We start from the raw sequence: 23,395 nt of genomic DNA on the forward strand, positions 1-23,395 counted from the left end.
GGTTCCGGTGGCTGACGGTGGTCGGATTGCAGTCGGGGGCGCCGCGGCCCGTCCGGAGCCGGCCGTTGGGCGCGGGTCGGCGCCCGGTGGGCTGGTGCGTCGGGCACGGGCGCCGGCGCGCGTGTGTGCCGTGCCGCCGCGTCCCGGCGGACGGAGGAGGGCGGTGCGGGGCGCTCCGGGCCACGGCAGTGGGGCCCGGAGCGCACGGCCGCGGCGCTCACTCGGTGTCGGACGGTGCGGGCCGGGGCGGGGCGGGCGTCGGCCGTGCGAAGCCCCGGCGTTCGGTCTAGTAGATCCCCTCCGGCGCGGACCGTACGACCTGGAGGGGTCGTACGTTGGCGACGCCGTCGCACGGCCAGGCGTCGCCGGTGTCGTACCGGACGGCGAGGTCGCGTTCCAGGATGTTCGGCAGGAAGAGGTCGTCGTGCAGGACGGTCAGGCGGACCTGTCCCTGTTCGCCGTAGGCGACGACCTTCGACCAGTCGTTCGTGTCGACGACCGACATCGTCACCTGCGGGTAGTTGGGCAGGTAGGGCATGAGGGTGCCGTCGTTCTCGACGGGGAGGGCGACGGTGTTGCCGAAGGTGTTGGCGTAGGTGACGACGACGAGTCCGCCGCCGATCGCCTCGTGGAACGCGCGGCGCATCGCCGGGGTGGCGTGGGTGCCGCTGAGCCGTACCCCGCTCAGCCGGGCCACCAGTTCGGGCCGGGCCTTGATGAACGCCTGGAGCAGGGCCGGGGTGGTGACGAGGTAGTCCACTGGCTGGCTCTCCAGCACGGCGGCCATCTGCTCGACGAGGTGGGTGGTGTACTCCTGGGCTTCCTTGAGTCTGCCGCCGCGCAGCAGCCGCTTGACCCAGCGGGGGTCGAAGTCGATGCCGTAGACGCGGCCGTCGTAGAGCTCCGCCAGGTCCACGGCTCCCTGACCGATGAGGTGGGGGCCGGTGGGAGTGGCCTGGAGCCAGCAGCGGCCGGGGGCGAAGCCCTCGCGTTCGATGACCCAGCGGCGCCAGGCGGCGCGCTGCACGAGCATCGGCTCGGTGTAGAAGACGCGACAGGGGCTGCCCGTGGTGCCGCCGGAGTCCCAGACACGTCCTCCCAGGGGCCGGGGGACGGCCTGCGGGACGAGGTCGGCCGGGTCGAGCGTGCGCAGTTCGCCGAGCGGCATCGGCCCGAAGGCGGCAAGGTCGTCGTACCGGGTGATGTCCGCGGGGTCGACGGCGAGTTCGGCGGCGCGCTTGAGCCAGTACGGGCTGCCCGTGTCGGGGTCGAAGTGGCGGCGGACGACGCGGCGTGTCCAGGCGTCGATGTCCTGGTCCAGCCACTCGTCGACGAGGGAGGTCATGTCCGTCATCGGGGGCTTCCCATCACTGCGTCGTCCACGGGGGGCAGTTCGATGCCAAAGTCGTAGACCGCGGTCATCGCCTCGAAGACGTGGTCCGGGGACTCCACGTGGACCACGGGGAAGCCGGCGTTCTGGAAGGTTCCGAAGGCGGCGGGGCCGAGGACCAGGCCGAGCTCGGTGCCGGCGTCCTCCAGGCCGCCGACCATGTGGGGCACGCTCACCGGGTCGGTCGGGTTGCGGCGGAACAGGTCGCGGATCTCCTCGCCCGTGGTGAGCGTCTTGCGCTCCATGCACGAGTGGACGGGCACGCGTGGGTCCCGGAAGGTCATGGACTCCAGCGTGGGTTCGATGAACTCCGTGACGTGCCGCTGCAGCGGTGAATGGAAGGCCGCTCCGTGGTCGTCGGAGACGTGCAGTGCGCCGGGCGGCAGGGTCGCGCCGAAGCCTTCGAGCGCTTCCCGATAGCCGCCGAGCAGCACCATGCGTTCGCTGCCGGCGCCGACGCGGCCGAGATCGGCGGAGAGGTGGACGTCGGCGACGTCCGCCACGAAGGCCGCGGGATCGGTTTCGAAGGGAATACGCAGCATGGCGACAGCTTGTCGCCGGGATTCCGTCGAGGAGGGTGACGGGACTTCTCTGAAGCGCATCAGCAAGGTGAAGAGATCGCGGCGTTCCACCGCTCCGGCGAGGCTTGCGGCGACAAGTGCGCCGAAACTGAGCCCGCATACCGCGGTCGGCGCTATTGCGTACTCTTCAGCGAGTACGTCGGCAATTCCGAATACGGCCGCCGCTTGCCGAATTGCGCCGACTCCTTGACGATGCTCCTGTCCCGGCTCTCTTTGTTCATGGAAAATCCGCTGAACTTCGATGCCGGTCCAGTCCGCTATCTGCGCATAGGTCCGCTGTACGCTCGGAAAGAGCTCGTACAGTTCGGCGCCGGCCCCTGGTCGGTCATTCATGCCGCCATCGAGGACATACGCAAGCGTCACCCAGAACCCCCGTTCCCACCCTTCCCGGTCAGGGAGGGTGTGCCGCAGAGCGGCTCATTGTGGTACGGCTCTCACAAGGGAGCCACCACTGCCTTGCTGGTTACATCTACCTACAGGTCGTTTAGCCGTTCGATAATCTCATCCAACCCCCGCCGACGATCTCGTGTCAAGCAACGCCCGTGCCGGGAAAAGCGCTTGACAGGCCATCAGGCAACCGTCGGCGGAGGCCGGGGCGAGGGTCAGCTACGGCTCGCGTCCGGGCCGGCCGGCAGGCGGTCGGCGCCCAGTTCCGCCCACACCTGGTCCAGCGCGTCGACGAAGCCCCGGACCTCGTCGGCCGTGTGCACGGCCCCGGGGGCGACTCGCAGGATCTCCTCGCCGACCCGCACGCTGGGCGCGTTGATCGCCTGTACGTACATCCCGTGCCGGTCCAGCAGCAGCGCGGACATTCGCTTGCACAACTCCTCATCCCGCACCAGGACGGACACGATGTGCGTCTGGTCCGAGATGAAGGGAATGCCGCGTTCGTTCAGCAGGCGGTGCATCAACTGTGCGTTTGACCACAGTCGCTCCCGCTCGGTCTCGGAGGACCTCAGATGGCGCACGGCGGCCAGGGCGCCGGCGGCCACGGCGGGCGGCAGCGCGGTGGTGAAGATGAAGGAGCGGGAGAACATGCGCACCGCTTCGATCACTTCGCGGGGGCCGGCGATGTAGCCTCCGGTGGTGCCGAAGCCCTTGGCGAGGGTGCCCATGACCACGGTGAACTCGTCGGCGATGCCCTCCCGGGCCGCGATGCCGGCGCCCTGCGGGCCGTACATGCCCACGGCGTGCACCTCGTCGATGTAGGTCATCGCCCCGTATCGCTTGGCGATGTCGGCGAGTTCCGCCAGGGGGGCGATGTCACCGTTCATCGAGTACACGGACTCGGCGACGACGAGCTTGGGCACGTCCGGGTCGGCCGCCGCGATCAGCTCTTCGAGATGCGCGGTGTCGTTGTGCCGGAAGATCTGCTTCTGGGCGCGGCTGTGGCGCAGGCCGTCGATGACGGAGGCGTGGTTGAGCGCGTCGGAGAAGACGACACAGCCCTCCATGCGGCCGGCGATGACGGACAGCGCACCGTCGTTGGCGGTGTAGCCGGAGGTGAACAGCAGGGCGTCGTCCTTGCCGTGGAGCGCGGCGAGCTCCTCCTCGAGCAGCACGTGGTAGTGGTTGGTGCCGCCGATGTTGCGCGAACCTCCGGCGCCGGCACCGTACTTGTCGACCGCCTCCTTCATGGCCGCCAGCACCGCGGGGTGCTGGCCCATGCCGAGGTAGTCGTTGCTGCACCAGACGCTGATGCTGTCCGCGTCCCCGCCGGTGCGCACACTGGCCGCGGGGAACCTCCCGGCGAGCCGTCCGATCTCCAGGAACTCTCTCTTTCCCCCGACAGAGCCCTCTATGAGGCGTGAAAAGAGGTCCAGGTATTGGGTCACGTCTACTCGCTTCGTTTCGGGCCGTCCGAGGCCACGTACAACTACAGGCGACTGCGTGGAGCTGGCTGAAACTCGCGCCGATGGCTGTTTCTCGCCCCCCGGCACGGACGCATCACGGCGGAATCGTGCGGGGCAATTGCGGCTGACCTTCCCCAATTCGAGGAGGTGCGCGAGAGTAACTCTTGTCTATCATCAGCCCACCGTCGGCGTCCAACCTACCCATGAAAGCGACGGGGCGAAACGCATAAACGGCAACCCGGACAAGTCGGGGAAGTTGACGGTAACTCATGACCTGTTGTCATACCCATGCGATCATGCAATCCTGCAGCGACCAGAATCGGGTCGATGGAGTGGAGTTTCGGTGTCATCGAACGAGAATTACGCCCGCCGGGTACTTGAGGCGCTGGCGTCCGATCCCGACCGGACCGCCCTGTGGCGCGAAGGCGAGGAGTTGACTGCGAGCCAGTTCTCCCGGGCGGTTCTCGCGGCAGCGGAACTTCTGAGCCGCAGCTTTTCGCAGGGCCCGGACCCGATCGCTGACGGTACGACTCCGATCGTAGCGGTGCTCACCGTCACCAATACCCCGGCGACCATCATCCTGCGCTATGCGGCCAACCTCGCCGGGGCCACCGTGGTGCACCTGCACTCCACGAACGCCGTGGACCCCTCCGACCAGCTGGCCGCCGCCGCCCGGCACGAGATCCTCAGCGGGACCGGCGCGACGTTCCTCGCCGTGGACAAGGAGAACCTCGACGCGGCCCGTGAACTGGCTGGCCGGCTCTCCGCGCCACCGCGGCTCGCCGCGCTCGGCGACCTCGGGCCCGACGTCCTGGACCTGTCCTCGGGCGACCCGGACGCCTTCGACCTGGAGGCCGTCGAGGCCAATCCGGAGATGCCCGCCGTGGTGCTGTTCACCAGTGGCACCAGCGGCAGGCCCAAGGGCGTCACCCTGCCGTACCGCGTGCGCAGCCTCTATCTCATGGCGGGCCTTCAGTCCCCCGAACCCATCGTGTACCTGTCGACCCTGCCGGTGAGCCACTCCAACGGCTCCGGCGTCGACCTCGCCCTCGCCTCCGGCGGAACGGTAGTCCTGCACGACGGATTCGAGCCGGGCGCGGTGCTGCGCGCGGTGGAACGGCACCGCGTCTCCGCGCTGACGCTCACCCCGCCGCAGCTGTACATGCTGGTCGACCATCCCGACATCGCCACCACCGACCGGTCGAGCATCAGGATCATCTCCTACGGCGGCTGCGCCGCCTCCCCGGCACGGCTGGCCGAGGCGATCGAGGTGTTCGGCCCGGTGCTCCTGCAGTTCTACGGCACCACGGAGACCAGCGGCATCAGCGTGCTGCTCCCCCCGGACCACTTCGACCCCGAGCTCCGCCACACCGTCGGGCGGCTGACCGCCGAGGTCCGCGTCCTCGACCCGGACGACCACAGTGACCTGCCGCCCGGGGAGATCGGCGAGGTGTGCGTGCGCACCCCGTTCAACATGCTCGGCTACTGGGGCGAGCCGGAGCTCACCGCCGAGGCCGTCCGCGACGGCTGGGTGCACACCGGCGACCTCGGCTCCGTCGACGAGAAGGGCTACCTGCGCCTGCACGGCCGGCTGGGCGAGGTGATGAAGACCAACGGCATCAAGGTCCAGCCCACGGACGTCGAGAACGCCCTGCTGTCCCACCCGGAGGTCGGGCAGGCCGCGGTCTACTGCGTGGTCGACGACGACCGCGTGGAGCACATCCACGCCGCCGTCGTGATCCGGCCGGGCGGCACCGCCGACGCCGGCACCCTGACCGGCCACGTCGCCGCCGAGTTGTCCCCGAAGCACGTTCCCGCCGCGGTCACCTTCCACGACACGCTGCCCCTGACCGGCGCGGGCAAGCCGGACAAGCAGGCTCTGGCCGCCCGGCACACCGGTGCGGCATGACGCTGACGGCCGCTTCCGTCCTCGCCGAGTCCGCCGAACGGCGCCCCGACCACCCCGCGCTCGTCTTCGGCTCAGAGCGGATCACCTACGCGCGGCTGTGGCACGCCACCCGCCGGTACGCCGCGGTGCTGCGGGACCACGGCGTACGCCCCGGTGACCGGATCGCCCTGCTGCTGCCCAACACGCCGCACTTCCCGATGGTGTACTACGGGGTACTGGCGCTCGGTGCCGTGGCGGTCCCGGTGCACGGCCTGCTGCGCGCCGACGAGATCGCCCACGTGCTCCGCGACTCCGAGGCGAGGGCCCTGGTGTGCGCGGGCCCGATGCTGACGGAGGGCGCCAAGGCAGCGGAGATGACCGGTGTCGAACTGCTCACGGTCATGGCTGAGGGCGGCACGGACGGCGTCGACGGCCCGCCACGCCTGGACGTCCTCGCCGAACACGCCGACCCGCTGGACCGCCTGACGCCGCGGTCGCCCGACGACCTGGCCCTGGTGCTGTACACCTCGGGCACCACCGGCCGGCCCAAGGGCGCGATGATCACCCACCTCAATCTGGTGATGAACATCAGCACGACGATGCGCTCGCCGTTCGACCTGACCCCCGACGACGTGCTGCTGGGCTGCCTGCCCCTGTTCCACACCTTCGGCCAGACCTGCGGCATGAGCGCCTGCTTCCTCGCCGGCGGCACCCTGGTCCTGATGAGCCGCTTCGACGGGCGCGGCGCGCTCGACCTCATGGTCACCGAGGGCTGCACGGTCTTCATGGGCGTCCCGACCATGTACCTGGCCCTCCTGGACGCCGCCGCCGAGGACTCCCGCCGTCCCGCCCTCGACCGCGCCTTCTCCGGCGGTTCGGCGTTGCCGGTCAAGGTCCTGGAGGACTTCCAGGAGGTCTTCGGCTGCCCTATCTACGAGGGGTACGGTCTCACCGAGACGTCACCGGTGGTGGCGTACAACCAGAAGGCGTGGCCGCGCAGGCCCGGCACGGTGGGCCGCCCCATCTGGGGTGTCGAGGCGGAGATCGCCGCGGCCGGCGTCGAGGACCGCGTCGAGCTGCTGCCGTCCGGGGAGGTGGGCGAGATCGTCGTCCGCGGCCACAATGTGATGGCCGGCTACCTCAACCGGCCGGAGGCCACCGCGGCCGTGCTGGTCGACGGCTGGTTCCGCACGGGTGACCTGGGGACCAAGGACGCCGACGGCTACCTGACGCTCGTCGACCGCAAGAAGGACATGGTGCTGCGCGGCGGCTACAACGTCTATCCCCGCGAGGTGGAGGACGTGCTGATGCGCCATCCGGCCATCGCCCAGGTCGCCGTCATCGGCGTGCCCGACGACAGGTACGGCGAGGAGGTGTGCGCCGTGGTGCGGACACGGCCGGGCACGGTGCCCGACCCGGTGCTCGCCGCCGGCATCGTGTCCTGGAGCCGGGAACGGATGGCCGCGCACAAGTACCCGCGACGGGTGGAGTTCGTGACGGACTTCCCCCTGGGGCCCAGCGGCAAGGTGCTGAAGCGGGAACTCGTCGCCCGCTACGCCGTCGTGGACTGATCCCCCGCCGGCCCGCCGGTCCCCTGTGCACGCGCCGTCGCGGACGGCGCGTGCACCTTTCTCGCCCGTGACGGCGGATCAGGACCCGCCGTCGCTCCGGGGCCCCTTGCGGAAGTCCGCCAGGTCCTCCCGCAGGGCGGCGATCACCTGTTCGCTCTGCTCGGCGAGGTAGAAGTGCCCGCCGGTGAAGGTGCGGATCCGGAAGTCGGCACGCGTGTGCTCGACCCACCCCTTCGCCTCGTCGTCGCGCACCTGCGGGTCGGCGTCACCGGTGTACACGTACAGCGGGCAGCTCAGCGCCGGTCCGGGGCGGTACGCGTACCGCTCCACCGCGGTGTAGTCGGCGCGGAGGGCGGGCATGATCATCCGCACCACGTCCTCGTCGTCCAGCAGCGTCGAGTCGGTCCCCTGGAGCTTGCGTATCTGCTCGATCAACCCCGCGTCGTCCATCAGATGCACCTTGTCCTGGCGCCGGCTGCCGGGTGACCTGCGCCCGGAGACGACCAGTCCCAGCAACCTGCCCCGGGACTCGGCCTCCAGGCGCCGGGCGGTCTCGAAGGCGAGCGTGCCGCCCATGCTGTGCCCGAAGAACACGAGCGGCCGGTCGGCGTAGTCGCGCAGCGCCTCGGTGATCCCGTCCACCAGCGCGTCGACGCTGGTGAGAGCAGGCTCGGACCGCCTGTCCTGACGTCCCGGGTACTGCAGGGACAGCACCTCGGCCCGGGGTGCCAGCCGGGCCGACACCGGCAGGAAGTAGCTGGCCGATCCGCCCGCGTGCGGGAAGCAGACCACCGTGACCTCACTGTCCTGCGAGGGGTGGAACCGCCTGATCCAGCGTTGCCTCTGCTCGTGCGAGTCAGCCATGTACTCCGTCCGTTCTGTTCGCCCTGCGAACGCGTTCCGGTGAGGACGCACTCGTGGCCCCACCCTTCCCGACCCGCGTCCGACACTCAAGGTTTTCGCTGTGGGATGAACTGGGGCGCCCCGATTGAGCTGCGCTTTTCCGGTTCCGGGGCGTGCTCCCGCCCCTGCCCGCGCCGGGAGCGGGGAGCCACCGGCCGGGCCGGGCGGCTGATGCCCGGGCAGTGCCGTCCGGACAGTGGGCCGGGCGTCTCGTGGAGGACCTCTCGATATCCGCGCCGCCGCCCCATGGTGGATGCATGCACACCCGCACCCAGAACTGTGGTGTCCCACCACATACGCGTCCGACGGGCCCGTTCCTACGGTGTGGCGACACGCAAACGTCCCCGTCACACGCAGGAAGTGGTGCCGATGCCGTCGCCCGCAGCCGCTCCACCAGCTCCGAACAGTCTCAAGCGCATCGTCGCCGCGTCCCTCATCCGCACCACGATCGAGTGGTACGACAACTCATCCGATCAGGGCTAGGAGCTGCGGTTTTCCATGATTCCGGCCTTCGAAGTCAGCATGGAACCAGCACGGGGCTCGTGGCATGCCGACTCAGTGCCGGCCGACCTGCGTCGCAGCGCGCTCCACGGCCCCCCAACGGCCTCCGAACACGGTTGCCCAGTGTCAACAGCGGGTCTGTCCAGCCAGTGGGGTAACTCGATTGTTGGATTTCAGTGGTTGGTCATGCCGACGGTGAGCCGGCCGCCGAACGCAATGTCGAAGGCGTTGAGGGCGGGCTTCCACCTCCGTGTCCACGCCTCCGTGATCGCGGAGATGGTCTGCTTCGACACCTCCGCGCCGTAGACCTCCTGGAGATGGGCGGAGATCTCCCCGTGGGTCAGGCCCTTGGCCGACAGCGACAACACCATCTCGTCCACCCCGATCAGACGCCGCTGCCGCTTGCGCACCAACTGCGGATCGAACGAGCCGTTGCGGTCCCTGGGCACCTTGATCTCCACCGGCCCGACCTCGGTCGTCACCGTCTTCGCGCGATGCCCGTTGCGGTAGTTCCCGCTGCGGCCCTCGTCGGCCCGCTCCCCGCTCTCCCGCCCAAGGTGATTGGTGAGCTCACCCTCCGGAGCTCCCTCGACCACGAGCTTCGTCAACTGCGCCAGCAGGCCGCCTTCACCGGTCATCCGGATCTCGTCGGCCTTCGCCTGGGCCACCCGCCTACCCACGAGAGCCCGGGCCAGCTCTGCCTCAACGGCCTCGGCCGCCGACTCACTCGAACGCGCATTCTACTTCATGATGTTCCTCCCCGGGAGATTCACCAGCCTTAATTGTGCCATCTCATGACATCGGTTCCTCGCTGTCAGGCTTGGCGGGCGTAGGACGCGAGGCGATCGGCGAGCTCGATGACGAGGTCGCGAAGTTCATCGGGGCGTTCGATGACGAACGGCCGGTCGAGTGAGGCGAGTACCGGAGGCACCCAGTCGAGCCGCTCCGCCCGCAGCTCGACGCGCAGCCAGCGCTCGGTTGCCCGGTCCTCGCCTACCGCGGGCTCGTGCTCCTCCAGGCTCGCGATGCCGGCGGGCAGGTGGGCGCGGATCTGCTCGACTGTCCCGTGGATCCGCAAGGTCACCTCATGCCAGTAGTCAGCCGTGGCGAAGCCTGACAACACGCGCTGTGCCGGATAGGGGCCCGCCGGCGCTTCGAATGAGCCGGGCAGGGTCCGCGCGTCCGCGATGCGGTCGAGCCGGAAGGTGCGGTCCTCGCCGATCCCGGCGTCCTTGCCCGTGACGTACCACCGGCCCGCGTGCGCGACGATCCCGTACGCGTGCAGCGTGCGTTCGCTGCGCCGCCCGTCGCGGTCGGTGTAGCGGATCGAGACCGGTCGGCGGTGGCGCACCGCGTCGGCGATGGCGAGCAGGACGCCGGAGTCCGGGGTGTCGGACGTTCCGGGCTGTTCCGTGAAGGCGAGGGATTCCAGGAGTGTGTCGAGCCGGCGGGCGATGTTCTTGGGCAGCACCCGCCGGATCTTCGCCGATGCCGTCTCGTTCGCCGTGCGCTGCGCCGGCGTCAGTCCTGTGCGGCGGCCGGCGACCAGGCCGAGCAGCACGGCCAGCGCCTCGTCGTCGGTGAGCATGAGCGGAGGCAGGCGGTAGCCGGGAGCGAGCCGGTACCCGCCGTAGCGGCCGCGCACCGATTCCACGGGCACGTCCAGGTCGATCAGCTGGTCCACATACCGCCGCACGGTGCGCGACCGGCTCGGCGACCTGGTCCACGTCGACGTCAAGAAACTCGGACGTATCCCGACCGGCGGCGGCTGGCGGATACACGGCGTCAGCACCGAGTCCGCCCGCGCTTCCAAACGCACCGGTCCCGACACCGGCAAGGTCGGATACACGTACCTGCATTCGGCGCTCGACGACCACTCCCGGCTCGCCTACACCGAGGCCCTGGACAATAAAAAGGCCGTCACCGCGGTCGCCTTCTGGCACCGTGCCGTTGCCTTCTTCGCCGCCCACGGCATCACGCCGATCCGCCGCCGCCTCACCGACAACGGTGCGTGCTACCGGTCTACGACCTGGGCTGACGCGCTCGCCGCGACCGGTACGAAGCACAAGCGGACCAGGCCGTACACGCCGCGCACGAACGGGAAGGTGGAGAGGTATGACGGGACGCTCTCCCGCAAGTGGGCGTACGTCCGCGGTTACACGACCGAGCGTGAACGACGCGTCGCACTGGTGGAGTTCGTGAACTACTACAACCACGAGCGGCCGCACGCCGCGCTCGGCGGCCGACCGCCCATCAGCCGGACTGCCGGGAGCGACTACCGGATCGTCTTTGACCAGCCGCCCGAACCACTCACGGACATCCCGCAGCAGCTCACCTTCGAGGACTTCGTGCAACCAAGGTCCCGAGACACCACACTTAGACCGTGTCCTACATGGTCAGTTTGAGGAATCGTTTGTAGCAGCAGAGAGCTGCTGCCAGCCCGAGAAAGGCCAGGTAGTTGCCTGGTTTGTTTCCGCTCGTAGCGGTGGTTGAGTCTGCGGTAGCCAGTCAGCCAGGACATCGTCCGCTCGATGACCCAGCGGCGGCGGCCCAAGCGTTCGCTGGACTCGATGCCCTTGCGGGCGATGCGCACTCCGATCCGCTTGCCGCGAAGCCATTTACGCAGGTGGGGGACGTCGTAGGCTTTGTCGGCGTGGAGACGCTGAGGTTTGAAGTGGCGGCCGCGGTGGGGGTCGTGTCTCGTTTGGTGACCCGCCACCATGGGCTTCAGTCCTTCACTGTCGTGGACGGTGGCGGCCGAGATCCCGACGACCAGGGGCAGTCCGTTCGCGTCCGACAGCACGTGCATCTTGGAACCCGGCTTGCCGCGGTCCACGGGGCTCGGACCTGTGTGTTCGCCCCTTTTTTAGCGCGTACGTGAGCAGAGTCGAGAACCACGCGGGAGACATCCACGAGGCCGGCGTCGTCGAGCCGGTGCAGGACGGCTTCGTGGAGGCGGCCCCAGACGCCGGCCCGCGACCAGATCATGAAGCGGCGGTGTGCGGTCGACTTCGATATCCCGAAACACGGCGGCAGAGCCCGCCAGGCGCACCCGCTGACCAGTACGTAGATGATCGCCGCGAACAGCGTCTCATCAGGCGTGTTCTGCTTCCCGCCGCCCTGCGGCCGCACCCGGTCCTCCGGGATCAGCGGCTTGGCGATCTCCCACAAGCCGTCCGGAACAATCCAACTCCACGTACCCCGCCCCATGAACGTACCAACGAGCCACCGCCACGTAGGACACGGTCTTAGAAGCCATCTCATTTGGGCTGACTCGGTATTCTGTGAGTCATGGTGGGGATCGTTGAGCGGTTGGTGCCGGACGAGTTGTGGGAGTTGTTCCAGCGGGTGGTACCGGAGGCGCCGTCGCGGCCGCAGGGCGGTGGTCGGCGTCGGCACGGCGACCGGGAAGTGCTGGCCGCGATCGTCTTCGTGGCCACGTCGGGTTGTACCTGGCAGCAGCTGCCTTCGGCGTCGTTCGGCCCGTCTGGAGCGACCGCCCACAGGCGGTTCTCGGAGTGGTCGAAGGCCAGGGTGTGGGCCAAGCTCCACCGTCTGGTCCTCGACGAACTCGGTGCCCGTGGCGAGCTGGACTGGTCGCGGTGCGCGATCGACTCGGTGAACATGTGGGCCCTGAAAAGGGGGACCTGACAGGTCCGAATCCTGTCGACCGGGGCAAGTACGGGTCGAAGATCCACCTGATCACGGAACGGTCTGGTCTGCCCATATCCGTCGGCATTTCTGGGGCCAACCTGCACGACAGCCAGGCCCTCATCCCGCTTGTGAAGGCCATCCCGCCGATCTGTTCGCGCCGCGGGCGCCGACGGCGCAAGCCCGGCAAACTCCACGCGGACAAGGGTTACGACTACGCCCACCTGCGGCGATGGTTACGCGAACGCGGCATCACCCATCGCATCGCCCGCAAGGGAGTCGAGTCCTCGCAGCGGCTGGGCCGCCACCGTTGGACCGTGGAACGCACCATGGCCTGGCTCGCCGGCTGCCGACGCCTGCACCGACGCTACGAACGCAAAGCCGACCACTTCCTCGCCTTCACCAGCATCGCCTGCACCCTCATCTGTTACCGCAGACTCAAGACGACTCCAGGCATCGTGAAAGCTGCGCCATGATGGTCCGCGTGATCGAAGAGACTGCTTTTGAGACCGTGTCACGCCTGTACCAAGAGTTCATGAAACTGCCGTTTCCTCCCAGATTGGCTGGAGCGGACCGGGCTGGCTTCGACCTGGTGATGCTGGACTCGGACACCGCAGGCTGCATTTTCACGTGGATCAATGGCGGCGGCGAGCTCGAAGCGCGGGGCCGAAACACTCTGCTTCGCTGCGTCACCCGCCTGGACCGGGTCATACCTGTGCTAGGCGAAGCGGATGCCACTGAGTACTGGCACCGCCTGCGCGAGATGGCTCAACTTGTCGCCAATTCCCCGCACGTAGCCACCAAATGAGATGGCCTCTTAGACCGTGTCCTACGTGGCGGTGACTCGTTGGTCCGTTCATGGGGCGGGGTACGTGGAGTTGGATTGTTCCGGACGGGTTGTGGGAGATCGCGAGGCCGTTGATCCCGCCGTCGAGGGTGCGGCCGCAGGGCGGGGGAACGCAGGACACGCCTGATGAGACGCTGTTCGCCGCGATCATCTATGGCCTGGTGTCCGGCTGCGCCTGGCGTGCGTTGCCGCCGTGCTTCGGCGTCTCGAAGTCGACCGCTCATCGGCGGTTCCTCATCTGGTCCAGAGCCGGTGTCTGGGGCCGGCTGCACGAGGCCGTGCTGCACCAACTCCACGACGCCGGCCTCATCGACGTCACCCGCGTCGTCCTGGACACCGCCCACGTCCGCGCTAAAAAGGGGGCGAACACACAGGTCCGAGCCCCGTGGACCGGGGCAAGCCGGGTTCCAAGATGCACATCCTGTCGGACGCGAACGGACTGCCCCTCCTCGTCGGCGTCTCGGCAGGCAACACCCACGACAGCGAAGGGCTGAAGCCGATGGTGGAGGGTCACCAAACGAGACACGACCCCCACCGCGGCCGCCACTTCAAGCCCCAGCGACTGCACGCAGACAAAGCCTACGACCGGGCTGATCTGCGCAGATGGCTCCGCGGGAAGCGCATCGGAGTACGCATCGCCCGCAAGGGAATCGAGTCCAGCGAGCGATTAGGGCGACGCCGCTGGGTCATCGAGCGCACCATGTCGTGGCTCTCCGGCTACCGTCGTCTCAGCCCCCGCTACGAACGCGATCCCCGCAACTACCTGGCCTTTCTCGGACTCGCCGCCGCCCTGTGCTGCTACAAGCGACTCGTTCGCCTCACCACGTAGGACACGGTCTTAGACCGTGTCCTACGTGGCGGTGACTCGTTGGTCCGTTCATGGGGCGGGGTACGTGGAGTTGGATTGTTCCGGACGGGTTGTGGGAGATCGCGAGGCCGTTGATCCCGCCGTCGAGGGTGCGGCCGCAGGGCGGGGGAACGCAGGACACGCCTGATGAGACGCTGTTCGCCGCGATCATCTATGTCCTGGTGTCCGGCTGCGCCTGGCGTGCGTTGCCGCCGTGCTTCGGCGTCTCGAAGTCGACCGCTCATCGGCGGTTCCTCATCTGGTCCAGAGCCGGTGTCTGGGGCCGGCTGCACGAGGCCGTGCTGCACCAACTCCACGACGCCGGCCTCATCGACGTCACCCGCGTCGTCCTGGACACCGCCCACGTCCGCGCTAAAAAGGGGGCGAACACACAGGTCCGAGCCCCGTGGACCGGGGCAAGCCGGGTTCCAAGATGCACATCCTGTCGGACGCGAACGGACTGCCCCTCCTCGTCGGCGTCTCGGCAGGCAACACCCACGACAGCGAAGGGCTGAAGCCGATGGTGGAGGGTCACCAAACGAGACACGACCCCCACCGCGGCCGCCACTTCAAGCCCCAGCGACTGCACGCAGACAAAGCCTACGACCGGGCTGATCTGCGCAGATGGCTCCGCGGGAAGCGCATCGGAGTACGCATCGCCCGCAAGGGAATCGAGTCCAGCGAGCGATTAGGGCGACGCCGCTGGGTCATCGAGCGCACCATGTCGTGGCTCTCCGGCTACCGTCGTCTCAGCCCCCGCTACGAACGCGATCCCCGCAACTACCTGGCCTTTCTCGGACTCGCCGCCGCCCTGTGCTGCTACAAGCGACTCGTTCGCCTCACCACGTAGGACACGGTCTTAACTGGCTCTTCCTGTCTGGAAGTTACACCACTCACCGTACAGACCCGCACTCCTTCACAGTCCCGCACCGCCTCACTGTGTGGGGCCGGTCAGGCGGCCGGCACGGTGCCGGGCTGGTCATGCACGTTTGCTGCCGCGTTGATCTGATCTGTGCCCGCCTGGGTGAGGAAGACCCACGTCCCGTAGACGCCCCACATGAGGCCGAGCAGCGAACTCGCGGCGTAGAAGCCCATTCCGTTGGTGGAGCCGACGGTGGCGAACAGTCCGGCGGCGGCGATACCTGCCGCGAACACGACGAGCGCGGCGACGAGGATGGTCCGCGCATGCTGGGACGTGCCACGGCGGGCTGCGTGGTCGAGCACCGAGAGCAGACGGGGCCTCCCCCTGAGTGGTGGACACGCTGATACTGGATCTGCTTGATCCGGAGGAAGCGAGAAGACCGCCGATGGCGATGAAGGACTACTCGGACCAGTTCAAGGCCGATGCCGTGGCCCTGTACGAGTCCACCCCCGGGGCGACGTACAAGAGCATCGCCGCCGACCTGGGCATCAACCGGGCCACCCTGCGCGAGTGGGTGCTGCGGGACCGGGAACGCCGGGGTGCCGGCCCGGCCGCCGCCCGGGCCGGGCAGACAGCCGCCCGAGCCACGCAGGCGGCGCCGTCCGCGGACCCGGACGAGCGGATCCGGCAGCTCGAGGCGAGGGTGGCCGAGCTCGAGGCGAATGAGCGCAAGCTCGCGACCGAGCGGGACATACTCCGCAAGGCGGCCAAGTATTTCGCCGGGGAGACGAACTGGTGAGGAGCCGCTTCCAGTTCGTCGACGACCACCGGGACGCCTTCGAGGTGAAGCGGCTCTGCGAGGTCCTGGACCTCAACCGGTCCAGCTACTACAAGTGGCTCTCCGGCCGGGAGGCCAGGCAGGTCCGGCAGCGGGCCGACGAGCGCCTGGCCGCGAGGATCCGTGAGGTCCACGTGCATTCCGGCGGCGCCTACGGCTCTCCGCGGGTGACCGCCGAGCTCCGCGACCAGGGCCTGCACGTCAACGAGAAACGCATCGCCCGCGTCATGCGGACCTTTGCCATCACCGGCGTCCGCCTGCGCAGACGCGTCCGCACCACCGTCCCGGATCCGGCGGCCTCCCAGGTCCCGGACCTCTTCCAGCGGGACTTCACCGCCGCCGAGCCGGGCCGCAAATACATGGGCGACATCACCTATCTGCCCCTCGCGGATGGCGGGTTCCTCTACCTCGCCACAGTCCTGGACTGCTTCAGCCGCAAGGTCGTCGGCTGGTCCATCGCCGACCACATGCGCACCGACCTGGTCGCCGACGCGCTGCTGATGACCGCCCGCACCCGCGGCGGCCTGGAAGGCTCCACCTTCCACTCCGACCACGGAGCCCAATACGGCTCCAGAGCCTTCGCCCGCCTCTGCGACCAGCTCCAGGTCACCCGGTCGATGGGCGCGGTCGGCTCCAGCGCGGACAACGCCGCCTGCGAGAGCTTCCACGCGTCACTCAAACGCGAGACCCTCCAGGGAGCCCACGACTACGGCGACGCCGCCACCTGCAGAAGGACGGTCTTCGCCTGGCTGACCCGCTACAACACCCGCCGCCGGCACTCCGCCTGCGGCCACCTCAGCCCCAACGAATACGAACGACGACACCACACCGCTAAGCTCACGCTCGCCGCGTGATCAACGAAGCGTGTCCACCATCACGGGGGAAGGCCCGACTTGCGCTTGCTGCTGCGGCGACCAACAGTTCGACCCCGAGCGCCCAGGTCGGTTGCGGCAGGGTGACCAGCGATGCGGTGACTGTGGTTGTCAGGAACAGGGAGACGGTTTGCGCGGCGCGGTTGCGGTATTCCTGGGAGGTGGCGACGACGTCGAAGCGGAAGGCGACAACGATGAAGGTGAGGCCGGTGAGGCCGGCGGCGCTTCCGCCGACGGTTGCAGCGAACGTGGTCCACATGGCGGTTGCTCCTGTGCGATCCGTGCTGGGGTGGAAGGTCGCGGTGCGATGAAGTGCGGTGGGCGGCGGCCGTCGCGCCGCCGCCCACCGCGCGGAACTACCTCGTTTCGACCTGGGCCATCGGGTCTTCACCGTTCTCCAGGGCGTTCACCGCGTTCTTCCAGGACGGGTCGGCCGAGTAGAGCTGGCTGCGCAAGTAGGCCCACACGAGAGCCCGCAGAGTCGCCACGCGCTCGGGATTCTCGTCGTCCGTCTCTGCCGCGTCGTATCCGGATATGCCACCGAATATGTGACCAGCGCCGTACATGGTCACCATGGTTTTGTTGCCGCCGGGGCTGGCCGAGTAAGCGTCAGCACGGTAGCTGAGCCGATTGGAGAAGTTGGGGTTGAGGTCCTGATCGCCCACGATGATCAGGCCGGTGCCTGTCATCTGCTCGAAGTCGGTGTAATACAGCACCGGGTAGTTCGTCTTGGCCCACTCGGCGAAGTGCTCGTCGTTGCCGATACCTGGAGCTCCGATGAGCACTCCCGCCTTGACACGAGAGTCGGAGAGGTCCTTCGGCCGGTCGTCGTCCGGGTCCAGCATCTGGGCTCCGAGGAGGAGGGAGACGGTGTTGCCGCCCAGGGAGTGTCCTACGGCACCGACACGGTCCCTGTCGATCCGCCGTTCGGCAAGACCAGGGACGGCGGCCTCGATGTCGTCGAGGCGGTCGAGGATGTTGTGCATGTCGGTAGCGCGGTCACGCCAGAACAGGGGCGCGTCCTTGAGGTCGGTGTCGCGCAGACCGAGGGCCGTCGAGTCCAGGTGGGTCGGCTGGATGACCGCGAACCCGTGGGCGGCGAAGAAGTTCGCCAGCGGCCCGTAGCCGTTGTAGGAGGACAGAAAGTTCGCCGGCCCGTGCCCGTGGGACAGGAGGATGAGCGGCAGGTCGGTGCCGGTCGCGGGGATCGACACCTTGACCTCCAGCGGCACGGGCCGGCCGGGAACGTCGAGAGTGACCGGATGGTAGGTGAGGACGGGTTGCGACGCGTTGACCGGGATGTTGGCGGCGTCGCTGTACGGCTTGCTCATCGGAGCCCTTTCAGGATCGGTGTCGACATAGCGCCTGTCGTAACTGGCGGTAGGCATGGAACTGGCGGTCGTGGCCGCGAGCCTGATGGGCCAGGAACGGCCGCCCGGCACCTGGGTTGGTGTGGACGGTGATCTCCGCAACGGTGCACAGATCTCGTCAGGTGTTCGTCCCGCGGTCTGACGGCAGGGGAGGGCGACTGGCTCAACCATCGACTGTCATACCTCCCTGGCCCGACGGATGCGCTTGTCCTGCCGGGAACTGTAAGATCAATCGAACAAGCCGAACTAGGGCGAAAATGACATGGCTGAGTCCGCGATCGAAGGGCGTCGCAGAAGAGCACGGTTCGGAGTCGAAAGCCTGGCTGTGCGCGTTGCCGAGGGTGACTTCCCGACCGTTGTGAACAGCGGGTACACCGTCAAGATCACGCATGGCGGCTCCGCGCCCCCTTTTCAGTACCTCGGGCGGACCCAGGGTCCCCCTGTTCCTGGCGCGGTGACGGTGATCGAGCCCCATGAGGTCGTGAGCTGCCTCGCTCAGGACAAAGCCGCCGCTGACGGCCAGGCCGTTGTGCAACTGATGTTCATCGACGCCGATCTCATGCCAGTCGGCACAGGCCGGCCGCGCTTCCATGAGGTGACCTATCCAGACCGCAGCCTCTTCAACGGCATTGCCGCGCTGCACAGGGGTTTGGCGGACAGCGAGGACGAGTTGGATCTCGAGTCGTCGCTGATCCACTTGCTGAACGTCCTGCTCGCCAGGCATGCGGATGCTCCCGGCGCAGCGAGTCCGACACTTCGTCCTCGAGCGCTTCGTCAAGTACGGGAGATGCTCCACAGCCAACTGAACTCCAACATCAAGCTCGACGACCTCGCGGCAGTCGCCGGTTGCAGCAAACGCCACTTGATCAGGAGTTTCCGGCAGGCTTACGGGGTTCCACCGCACCATTACCGGACCCTGTTGCGCTTGGCACGCGCCAAGTCCATGCTGGCAGCGGGACGATCCGTGGCAGAGACCGCCGCCGAGCTTGGTTACTGTGACCAGAGCCAGCTCAATCGGCACTTCCGACGGGAATTCGGCATGAGCGCAGGTGGCTATGCCAGAACCGTGCGGTAGGTAGACCTGCGATGTCTTGGCTCAACTGCCACCTTGCCGGCCCCATGGGAAAGCGCTGACCGGTGGGCCGGGTCACGTCCGCTCCGCACAGGCGGAGGTGAACCGTTCTGCGATGCGCGGCAGCGTCGAGTCACGTCCGCTGGAGTGGTGTATCGACGGCCCACTCGGTGATCTCGGTCTGAGGCTATGCGGTGAGTTCGGTGGGCAGGGCGGGGTCGTCGTTTTCTGACTCGATCGGGTGGAGTCGGGCTTTGGCGAGGAGTTCGCTGCCCATGTAGCAGCGGGCTTCGGTCTACTCGTCGTTCTGCTCGGCCAGGACCGCCCCGACGAGCCTGATGACGGCGGTGCGGTCGGGGAAGATGCCGACCACGTCGGTGCGGCTGGGGGCACCTCCCGCGGCGCAGCCGTGGGGGAGGATCTCATTGTTCAGCCGTTCCTGTCGGCGTACCTGGGAAAGTGCCCAGGTAAGTACAGATGAACGTGCTCAGTCTGTTGTTCGCCTGGGTGCTCGTGAGAGTTGAGCGCATGCGACGATCGTGGTGTGGAGAGTCCCGATCCTTCGTTCCGCCAGCGCCTGCTGATCGAGTCGCTGACCGTGTTGTCGGCTGATGCCCAGACGGGACTGCTGCATGATCGGGTGACACCTGACCTGGCTTGCTGAGAAGCAGCCTGGAAGGATGTTGCAGTGCCCAAGCCGTATCCGAAGGAGTTCCGCGAAGACGTCGTGCGGGTCGCGCGCAACCGCGAGCCCGGCGTCACGCTGGAACAGATCGCCGCCGACTTCGGCGTCCACCCGATCACGCTGTCGAAGTGGCTGCGTCGCGCCGACACCGACGAGGGCGCCAGGCCCGCAACGACATCGGGTGAGTCCGCTGAGCTGCGCGAGGCCCGCAAGCGGATCCGGTTGCTGGAGCAGGAGAACGAGGTACTCAGGAGGGCTGCGGCATATCTGTCGCAGGCGAACCTGCCGGCAAAATGATGTACCCGCTCGTCCGCGAGCTGGCCGCCGCCGATGCCCCTCACAGGGTGCCGGTGGCGGTGACGTGCCGGGTGCTCGGGCTGGCCCGCCAGCCCTACTACTGAGGTTGAACTCGTGATGTCGTGCCGTTGCTCAGGTGGGCGTGATGGTCAGGCCGGTCTCGGCGAGGCAGCCGTCTATGAGGTCGCTGCGGTACTGGATGTGCCGTAGGCCGCGTCGGATGCGCTGAACGAGGTGTTCGGGGGTGTGGAAGGCGACGTTGGAGAGCCAGCCGCGCCGCAGCAGTGACCAGATCCCTTCGACGGGGTTGAGGTCGGGTGCGTAGGGCGGCAGGTAGTAGATGGTCAGCCAGTCCCGGGCTTCGGCGAACTTCCGCAGGTCGGCGGCCTTGTGGACGTTGAGGTTGTCCCAGACGAGCACGATCGGGCCGCCGAGTTGCTGGTGGGCGGCGATCAGCAGGTCCCGGTAGTCACGCCAGGAGAAACTCTTGCGGCCGTCGCGGTTGCCGTCGTCACGGCGGGGCCGGTAGATCAGCCGGGACCGGTGGCCGGGTTTGTAGCAGGTCAGCGCGGCGATGGACACCCGTCTGCGGGAACGGCCCCGCACCCGCACCACCGGGGTCCGGCCGCGCTGGGACCAGGTCCTGGCCTGCGGCGGCGTCATGGAGAATCCGGCCTCGTCCTCGAAGACGAGCCAGGCTCCACGGGCCGCCGCGGGCCTTCCGCGCAGGGCCACACCTCCTTCACCCATCCGGCCACCGCGTCGTCGTCCCGCTCCATGGCACGTCGGGCCGGGACCTGGCAGGACCAGCCGCCTCGCACCAGCAGTTTCCGCACGCCCTGGATGGTGTAGGTCAGGTGGAAGCGCCGGCCGATCACCGTCTTGATCCGCGCGAGCGTCCAGCGTTGGTCCTCCCAGCCGTGCGCGGCCGGCCCCTTGGCCAGCTCCGCCTCCAGCTGGGCGAACTGCTTCTGGCTCAGCCTCGGCAGCGACGCCGGCCCCTGTGACCGCAGAGCCCGCGGACCGCCCTCATCCCACATCCGCCGCCATCGCTGCACCGAGCGGACGCTGACCCGCAGGTCCTTGGCGATCACCGAGCTCGCCTCGCCCTGGGCGAACCTCTCGGCCGCCTTGAGCCGTAACTCCTCGCGGAACTGCTGCCGTTCGACGGTCAGTCCGCCCCCTTGTGGATACCGCATGCCCCCGTGATACCGCACGGGCGACGAGCCGTCAGCCCCTACGACACCGCGAGTTCAACCACAGTACCGGTGGCTGGCCTCTCCGGTCACCGACGCCGAACTGACCGAGGCATACCGGGCAGGCGCCCTGTTCGACGCTCACCGCGACGATCCCGAGTTCGGTCACCGCTTCCTCCTCGACGAGGCCCGCGCGGCCGGTGAGGCGATGGCCGAGCGGACCGCCTGGCGGATCTGCCGCGACAACCGCTGGTGGAGCGTCTTCGGTAAGCGCAGGGGCCGCGGCAAGAACGCCAAGGCCGGACCGCCGGTCCACGACGACCGGGTGCGCCGCAACTTCACCGCCGACGGGCCGAACCGGCTGTGGCTCACGGACATCACCGAGCACGCGACCGGCGAGGGCAAGCTGTATCTGTGTGCGGTCAAGGACGTGTACTCCGGCCGCATCGTGGGCTATTCCATCGACGCCCGGATGAAGTCCCGCCTCGCAGTGGCCGCGCTGGAGTCCGCCGTCGCCCGCCGCGGCCCGGCTGCGGGTTGCATCGTGCATTCCGACCGCGGCTCGCAATTCCGGTCCCGGAAGGTCGCTGACGTACTCACCCGGCACGGCCTGGTCGGCTCGATGGGCCGGGTCGGGGCCGCCGGTGACAACGCCGCGATGGAGAGCTTCTTCGCCCTGCTGCAGAAGAACGTCCTCGACCGCCGCACCTGGGCCACCCGCCAGGAGTTGCGGATCGCGATCGTCACCTGGATCGAGCGGACCTACCACCGGCGCCGGCGCCAGAAGCGCCTGGGCCGATTGACCCCCGTCGAGTACGAGACCATCATGACCCCACCCGCAGCCCTGGCTGCATAAACCCCGCTGTCACCCGATCATGCAGCAGTCCCTGTTGATCTTTTGTGCATCGACGAGCTCGGCTACATGGAGCTCGACCGCCGCGGCGCTGAACTCCTCTTCCAGGTCCTGACCGAACGCGAGGAGAAGAACAGCGTGGCCATCGCCTCGAACGAGTCGTTCGGCGGTTGGACCAAGAAGTTCACCGACCCCCGCCTCTGCGCGGCCATCGTCGACCGCCTCACCTTCAACGGAACGATCATCGAGACCGGCACCGACTCCTACCGTCTCGCCAGCACCCGAGCCCGCGCCGAGGAGGTGGCCAAGGCCGGCTGACCGCTGCAGGCTCCCCCGATTCAGCCTCCGCACTCCGGACGGAGGCTGGATCGAAGTTGGCCCGGCTCCCACCCACCCCATGCTGAGCCCTCCGATATGTTCTTCCGAACCCGCGCTTGCGGGTCACACACGTATTTGAGGGGGAAACGTGCCAGGTGAGCGGCTTGACGCGGAGTGGGTCCGGTCCTGGTGGAAGCAGGCCGATGCGGCGCTGACGAAGCTTATGCAGTCCTTCCTCCCGACGCACGGCTTCCCACCCGGCCACAACTCCGTGATGCTCGCAACCGACGACAGCCACCAGGCGACGGACGCACTCGTGGACCTGACGCCGATCCCCTCCGACCTGACCACGCTCTACTGGGTGATCAGCGAGGCTTCCCTGCCCGATGTCGACATCGGGTACTTCATCCACTCACCCGCGACGGCGGCAGAGCACTTCCGCGAGTACGGCCCCGCTCCGATCGACGGCGAATCGATCGCACTGGTCTTCGCCAGCGACGGCGGGGGTCATCTGTTCGCGATCGGAGACAGCGGACAAGTCTGGAAGTCCACCACGGCTTCCTGGCTTGACGACTTCGAGGTTGCCGCGGCCAGCTTGCAGGAGTTCCTCGAACAGTTCGGCCGACGGATCGCGAACCAGCACTGATTACGGCCGGGACGCAAACCAGCACCACGTCCCACGGAGACGATCTCGCCCTCCGAGGGTGGGAACCTTGAGCGGCGCGGCCAACACCACTCCCCATCACCGCCGGGTGACGTCATCTCCGGTGAACATCCGGAGCACTCAAGATCGCCAACTGCTGCCCAAAGCGGTGACCAATCGCTGCTACTTCACGTGAACGAAGCCAACTGGCCGACATCCTCAGTGAGCCACTTCCAGAGCATCCTGCCGACGGCCAGCGCGATGACCGCATACAGCAGGAACTTCAGCAGCGGGTCGAGCGACCCGTCCTCGTCGAACACCACACCTCCAGACGTCTTGGGCAGCGATCACGATCTT

General features: G+C 68.0%; 19 protein-coding genes and 7 pseudogenes. 13 read left to right on the top strand and 13 right to left on the bottom strand.

Annotation, left to right across the window (positions count from 1 at the left end; translation table 11 throughout):
- Positions 1-286: 286 nt before the first annotated feature.
- The 3 genes from AC0VYN_RS21040 to hemA form a co-directional block, all read right to left on the bottom strand.
- A complete protein-coding gene (locus AC0VYN_RS21040; protein WP_475532215.1) occupies positions 287-1,354 on the bottom strand; it encodes an acyl-CoA synthetase family protein in 1,068 nt (355 codons plus the stop codon).
- On the bottom strand, positions 1,351-2,334 hold the full coding sequence (locus tag AC0VYN_RS21045; RefSeq protein WP_475532216.1) for an ACP S-malonyltransferase: 984 nt from the start codon (positions 2,332-2,334) through the stop codon (positions 1,351-1,353). The genes AC0VYN_RS21040 and AC0VYN_RS21045 overlap by 4 nt, the downstream gene beginning before the upstream one ends.
- A gap of 239 nt (positions 2,335-2,573) precedes the next feature.
- A complete protein-coding gene (gene hemA, locus AC0VYN_RS21050) occupies positions 2,574-3,806 on the bottom strand; it encodes a 5-aminolevulinate synthase (RefSeq protein WP_475532217.1) in 1,233 nt (410 codons plus the stop codon).
- 361 nt (positions 3,807-4,167) lie between these two features.
- Between hemA and AC0VYN_RS21055 the strand changes: the two genes are divergently transcribed.
- Both AC0VYN_RS21055 and AC0VYN_RS21060 read left to right on the top strand, forming a co-directional pair.
- Positions 4,168-5,733 carry an AMP-binding protein gene (locus AC0VYN_RS21055; protein WP_475532218.1) on the top strand — a complete coding sequence of 522 codons (1,566 nt, stop codon included), beginning with the start codon at positions 4,168-4,170 and terminating at the stop codon, positions 5,731-5,733.
- Positions 5,730-7,283, top strand: coding sequence for a long-chain-fatty-acid--CoA ligase (locus AC0VYN_RS21060; RefSeq protein WP_475532219.1), 1,554 nt, complete (start codon positions 5,730-5,732; stop codon positions 7,281-7,283). The genes AC0VYN_RS21055 and AC0VYN_RS21060 overlap by 4 nt, the downstream gene beginning before the upstream one ends.
- 78 nt (positions 7,284-7,361) lie before the next feature.
- On the opposite strand, the gene AC0VYN_RS21065 is transcribed toward AC0VYN_RS21060, so the two are convergent.
- The 3 genes and pseudogenes from AC0VYN_RS21065 to AC0VYN_RS21075 form a co-directional block, all read right to left on the bottom strand.
- The gene (locus AC0VYN_RS21065; RefSeq protein ID WP_475532220.1) at positions 7,362-8,147 is read right to left on the bottom strand and encodes a thioesterase II family protein; all 786 of its coding nucleotides are present in this window, start codon (positions 8,145-8,147) and stop codon (positions 7,362-7,364) included.
- A gap of 800 nt (positions 8,148-8,947) precedes the next feature.
- A pseudogene (locus tag AC0VYN_RS21070) lies at positions 8,948-9,382 on the bottom strand (transposase); the annotation flags it as partial.
- A gap of 119 nt (positions 9,383-9,501) precedes the next feature.
- Positions 9,502-10,389 (bottom strand): annotated as a pseudogene (locus AC0VYN_RS21075) (helix-turn-helix transcriptional regulator); the annotation flags it as partial.
- On the opposite strand from AC0VYN_RS21075, the gene AC0VYN_RS21080 reads away from it, so the two are divergent.
- Positions 10,385-11,092, top strand: a complete 708-nt coding sequence (locus AC0VYN_RS21080) for an integrase core domain-containing protein (protein WP_475532221.1) — start codon at positions 10,385-10,387, stop codon at positions 11,090-11,092. The pseudogene AC0VYN_RS21075 and the gene AC0VYN_RS21080 overlap by 5 nt on opposite strands.
- On the opposite strand, the pseudogene AC0VYN_RS21085 reads toward AC0VYN_RS21080, so the two are convergent.
- Positions 11,076-11,897, bottom strand: a pseudogene (locus AC0VYN_RS21085) (IS5 family transposase). The gene AC0VYN_RS21080 and the pseudogene AC0VYN_RS21085 overlap by 17 nt on opposite strands.
- Before the next feature lie 81 nt (positions 11,898-11,978).
- Here AC0VYN_RS21085 and AC0VYN_RS21090 point away from each other — a divergent pair.
- The 4 genes from AC0VYN_RS21090 to AC0VYN_RS21105 all read left to right on the top strand — a co-directional run bounded on the left by AC0VYN_RS21090 (position 11,979) and on the right by AC0VYN_RS21105 (position 14,882).
- Positions 11,979-12,814 (top strand): IS5 family transposase gene (locus AC0VYN_RS21090; RefSeq protein WP_475532222.1). Its coding sequence is split into 2 segments (ribosomal slippage): positions 11,979-12,327 and positions 12,327-12,814, totalling 837 coding nucleotides; the frame shifts between segments, so codons are not numbered across the junction.
- Between the two features lie 8 nt (positions 12,815-12,822).
- Positions 12,823-13,146 carry a hypothetical protein gene (locus AC0VYN_RS21095; protein WP_475532223.1) on the top strand — a complete coding sequence of 108 codons (324 nt, stop codon included), beginning with the start codon at positions 12,823-12,825 and terminating at the stop codon, positions 13,144-13,146.
- A 50-nt stretch (positions 13,147-13,196) separates the two neighbouring features.
- Positions 13,197-14,014 (top strand): IS5 family transposase gene (locus AC0VYN_RS21100; RefSeq protein ID WP_475532224.1). Its coding sequence is split into 2 segments (ribosomal slippage): positions 13,197-13,539 and positions 13,539-14,014, totalling 819 coding nucleotides; the frame shifts between segments, so codons are not numbered across the junction.
- A 50-nt stretch (positions 14,015-14,064) separates the two neighbouring features.
- Positions 14,065-14,882 (top strand): IS5 family transposase gene (locus tag AC0VYN_RS21105; RefSeq protein WP_475532225.1). Its coding sequence is split into 2 segments (ribosomal slippage): positions 14,065-14,407 and positions 14,407-14,882, totalling 819 coding nucleotides; the frame shifts between segments, so codons are not numbered across the junction.
- Between the two features lie 101 nt (positions 14,883-14,983).
- Here the strand turns inward: AC0VYN_RS21105 and AC0VYN_RS21110 are convergent.
- Positions 14,984-15,256 carry a hypothetical protein gene (locus AC0VYN_RS21110; protein ID WP_475532226.1) on the bottom strand — a complete coding sequence of 91 codons (273 nt, stop codon included), beginning with the start codon at positions 15,254-15,256 and terminating at the stop codon, positions 14,984-14,986.
- Positions 15,257-15,339: 83 nt separating this feature from the next.
- Between AC0VYN_RS21110 and AC0VYN_RS21115 the strand changes: the two genes are divergently transcribed.
- A protein-coding gene (locus AC0VYN_RS21115) for an IS3 family transposase (protein ID WP_475532227.1) occupies positions 15,340-16,586 on the top strand; the annotation gives its coding sequence in 2 pieces (ribosomal slippage) (positions 15,340-15,673 and positions 15,673-16,586; 1,248 coding nt in all).
- Here AC0VYN_RS21115 and AC0VYN_RS21120 read toward each other — a convergent pair.
- Together AC0VYN_RS21120 and AC0VYN_RS21125 are read right to left on the bottom strand one after the other, a co-directional pair.
- A complete protein-coding gene (locus tag AC0VYN_RS21120; protein WP_475532228.1) occupies positions 16,570-16,863 on the bottom strand; it encodes a hypothetical protein in 294 nt (97 codons plus the stop codon). The genes AC0VYN_RS21115 and AC0VYN_RS21120 overlap by 17 nt on opposite strands.
- Before the next feature lie 97 nt (positions 16,864-16,960).
- On the bottom strand, positions 16,961-17,935 hold the full coding sequence (locus tag AC0VYN_RS21125; protein ID WP_475536940.1) for an alpha/beta hydrolase family protein: 975 nt from the start codon (positions 17,933-17,935) through the stop codon (positions 16,961-16,963).
- Positions 17,936-18,236: 301 nt separating this feature from the next.
- On the opposite strand from AC0VYN_RS21125, the gene AC0VYN_RS21130 reads away from it, so the two are divergent.
- Positions 18,237-19,049, top strand: coding sequence for a helix-turn-helix domain-containing protein (locus AC0VYN_RS21130; protein WP_475532229.1), 813 nt, complete (start codon positions 18,237-18,239; stop codon positions 19,047-19,049).
- Between the two features lie 184 nt (positions 19,050-19,233).
- Here AC0VYN_RS21130 and AC0VYN_RS21135 read toward each other — a convergent pair.
- Positions 19,234-19,488 (bottom strand): annotated as a pseudogene (locus AC0VYN_RS21135) (transposase); the annotation flags it as partial.
- A 246-nt stretch (positions 19,489-19,734) separates the two neighbouring features.
- Here AC0VYN_RS21135 and AC0VYN_RS21140 point away from each other — a divergent pair.
- Positions 19,735-20,129 (top strand): annotated as a pseudogene (locus AC0VYN_RS21140) (transposase); the annotation flags it as partial.
- A gap of 31 nt (positions 20,130-20,160) precedes the next feature.
- Here the strand turns inward: AC0VYN_RS21140 and AC0VYN_RS21145 are convergent.
- Positions 20,161-21,227, bottom strand: a protein-coding gene (locus tag AC0VYN_RS21145; RefSeq protein ID WP_475532230.1) for an IS630 family transposase whose coding sequence is annotated in 2 segments (ribosomal slippage) — positions 20,161-20,781 and positions 20,784-21,227 — 1,065 coding nt in all. Because the reading frame shifts where the segments join, the coding sequence is not laid out codon by codon here.
- A gap of 55 nt (positions 21,228-21,282) precedes the next feature.
- Here AC0VYN_RS21145 and AC0VYN_RS21150 point away from each other — a divergent pair.
- The 3 genes and pseudogenes from AC0VYN_RS21150 to AC0VYN_RS21160 all read left to right on the top strand — a co-directional run.
- A pseudogene (locus AC0VYN_RS21150) lies at positions 21,283-22,080 on the top strand (IS3 family transposase); the annotation flags it as partial.
- Between the two features lie 33 nt (positions 22,081-22,113).
- Positions 22,114-22,395 (top strand): annotated as a pseudogene (locus AC0VYN_RS21155) (ATP-binding protein); the annotation flags it as partial.
- 148 nt (positions 22,396-22,543) lie between these two features.
- The gene (locus AC0VYN_RS21160) at positions 22,544-23,041 is read left to right on the top strand and encodes a hypothetical protein (protein WP_475532231.1); all 498 of its coding nucleotides are present in this window, start codon (positions 22,544-22,546) and stop codon (positions 23,039-23,041) included.
- Positions 23,042-23,226: 185 nt separating this feature from the next.
- On the opposite strand, the gene AC0VYN_RS21165 is transcribed toward AC0VYN_RS21160, so the two are convergent.
- On the bottom strand, positions 23,227-23,358 hold the full coding sequence (locus AC0VYN_RS21165) for a hypothetical protein (RefSeq protein WP_475532232.1): 132 nt from the start codon (positions 23,356-23,358) through the stop codon (positions 23,227-23,229).
- Positions 23,359-23,395 lie beyond the last annotated feature (37 nt).

The organism is Streptomyces sp. 63XJN7_1_ISO-PGPR-S23-121, assembly GCF_056173025.1.

Coding starts and splice junctions, on each gene's coding strand:
- AC0VYN_RS21060 (WP_475532219.1), top strand. CDS start 5,730: ATGACGCTGACGGCCGCTTCCGTCCTCGCCGAGTCCGCCGAACGGCGC.
- AC0VYN_RS21065 (WP_475532220.1), bottom strand. CDS start 8,147: ATGGCTGACTCGCACGAGCAGAGGCAACGCTGGATCAGGCGGTTCCAC.
- AC0VYN_RS21120 (WP_475532228.1), bottom strand. CDS start 16,863: ATGTGGACCACGTTCGCTGCAACCGTCGGCGGAAGCGCCGCCGGCCTC.
- AC0VYN_RS21130 (WP_475532229.1), top strand. CDS start 18,237: ATGGCTGAGTCCGCGATCGAAGGGCGTCGCAGAAGAGCACGGTTCGGA.
- AC0VYN_RS21040 (WP_475532215.1), bottom strand. CDS start 1,354: ATGACGGACATGACCTCCCTCGTCGACGAGTGGCTGGACCAGGACATC.
- AC0VYN_RS21125 (WP_475536940.1), bottom strand. CDS start 17,935: ATGAGCAAGCCGTACAGCGACGCCGCCAACATCCCGGTCAACGCGTCG.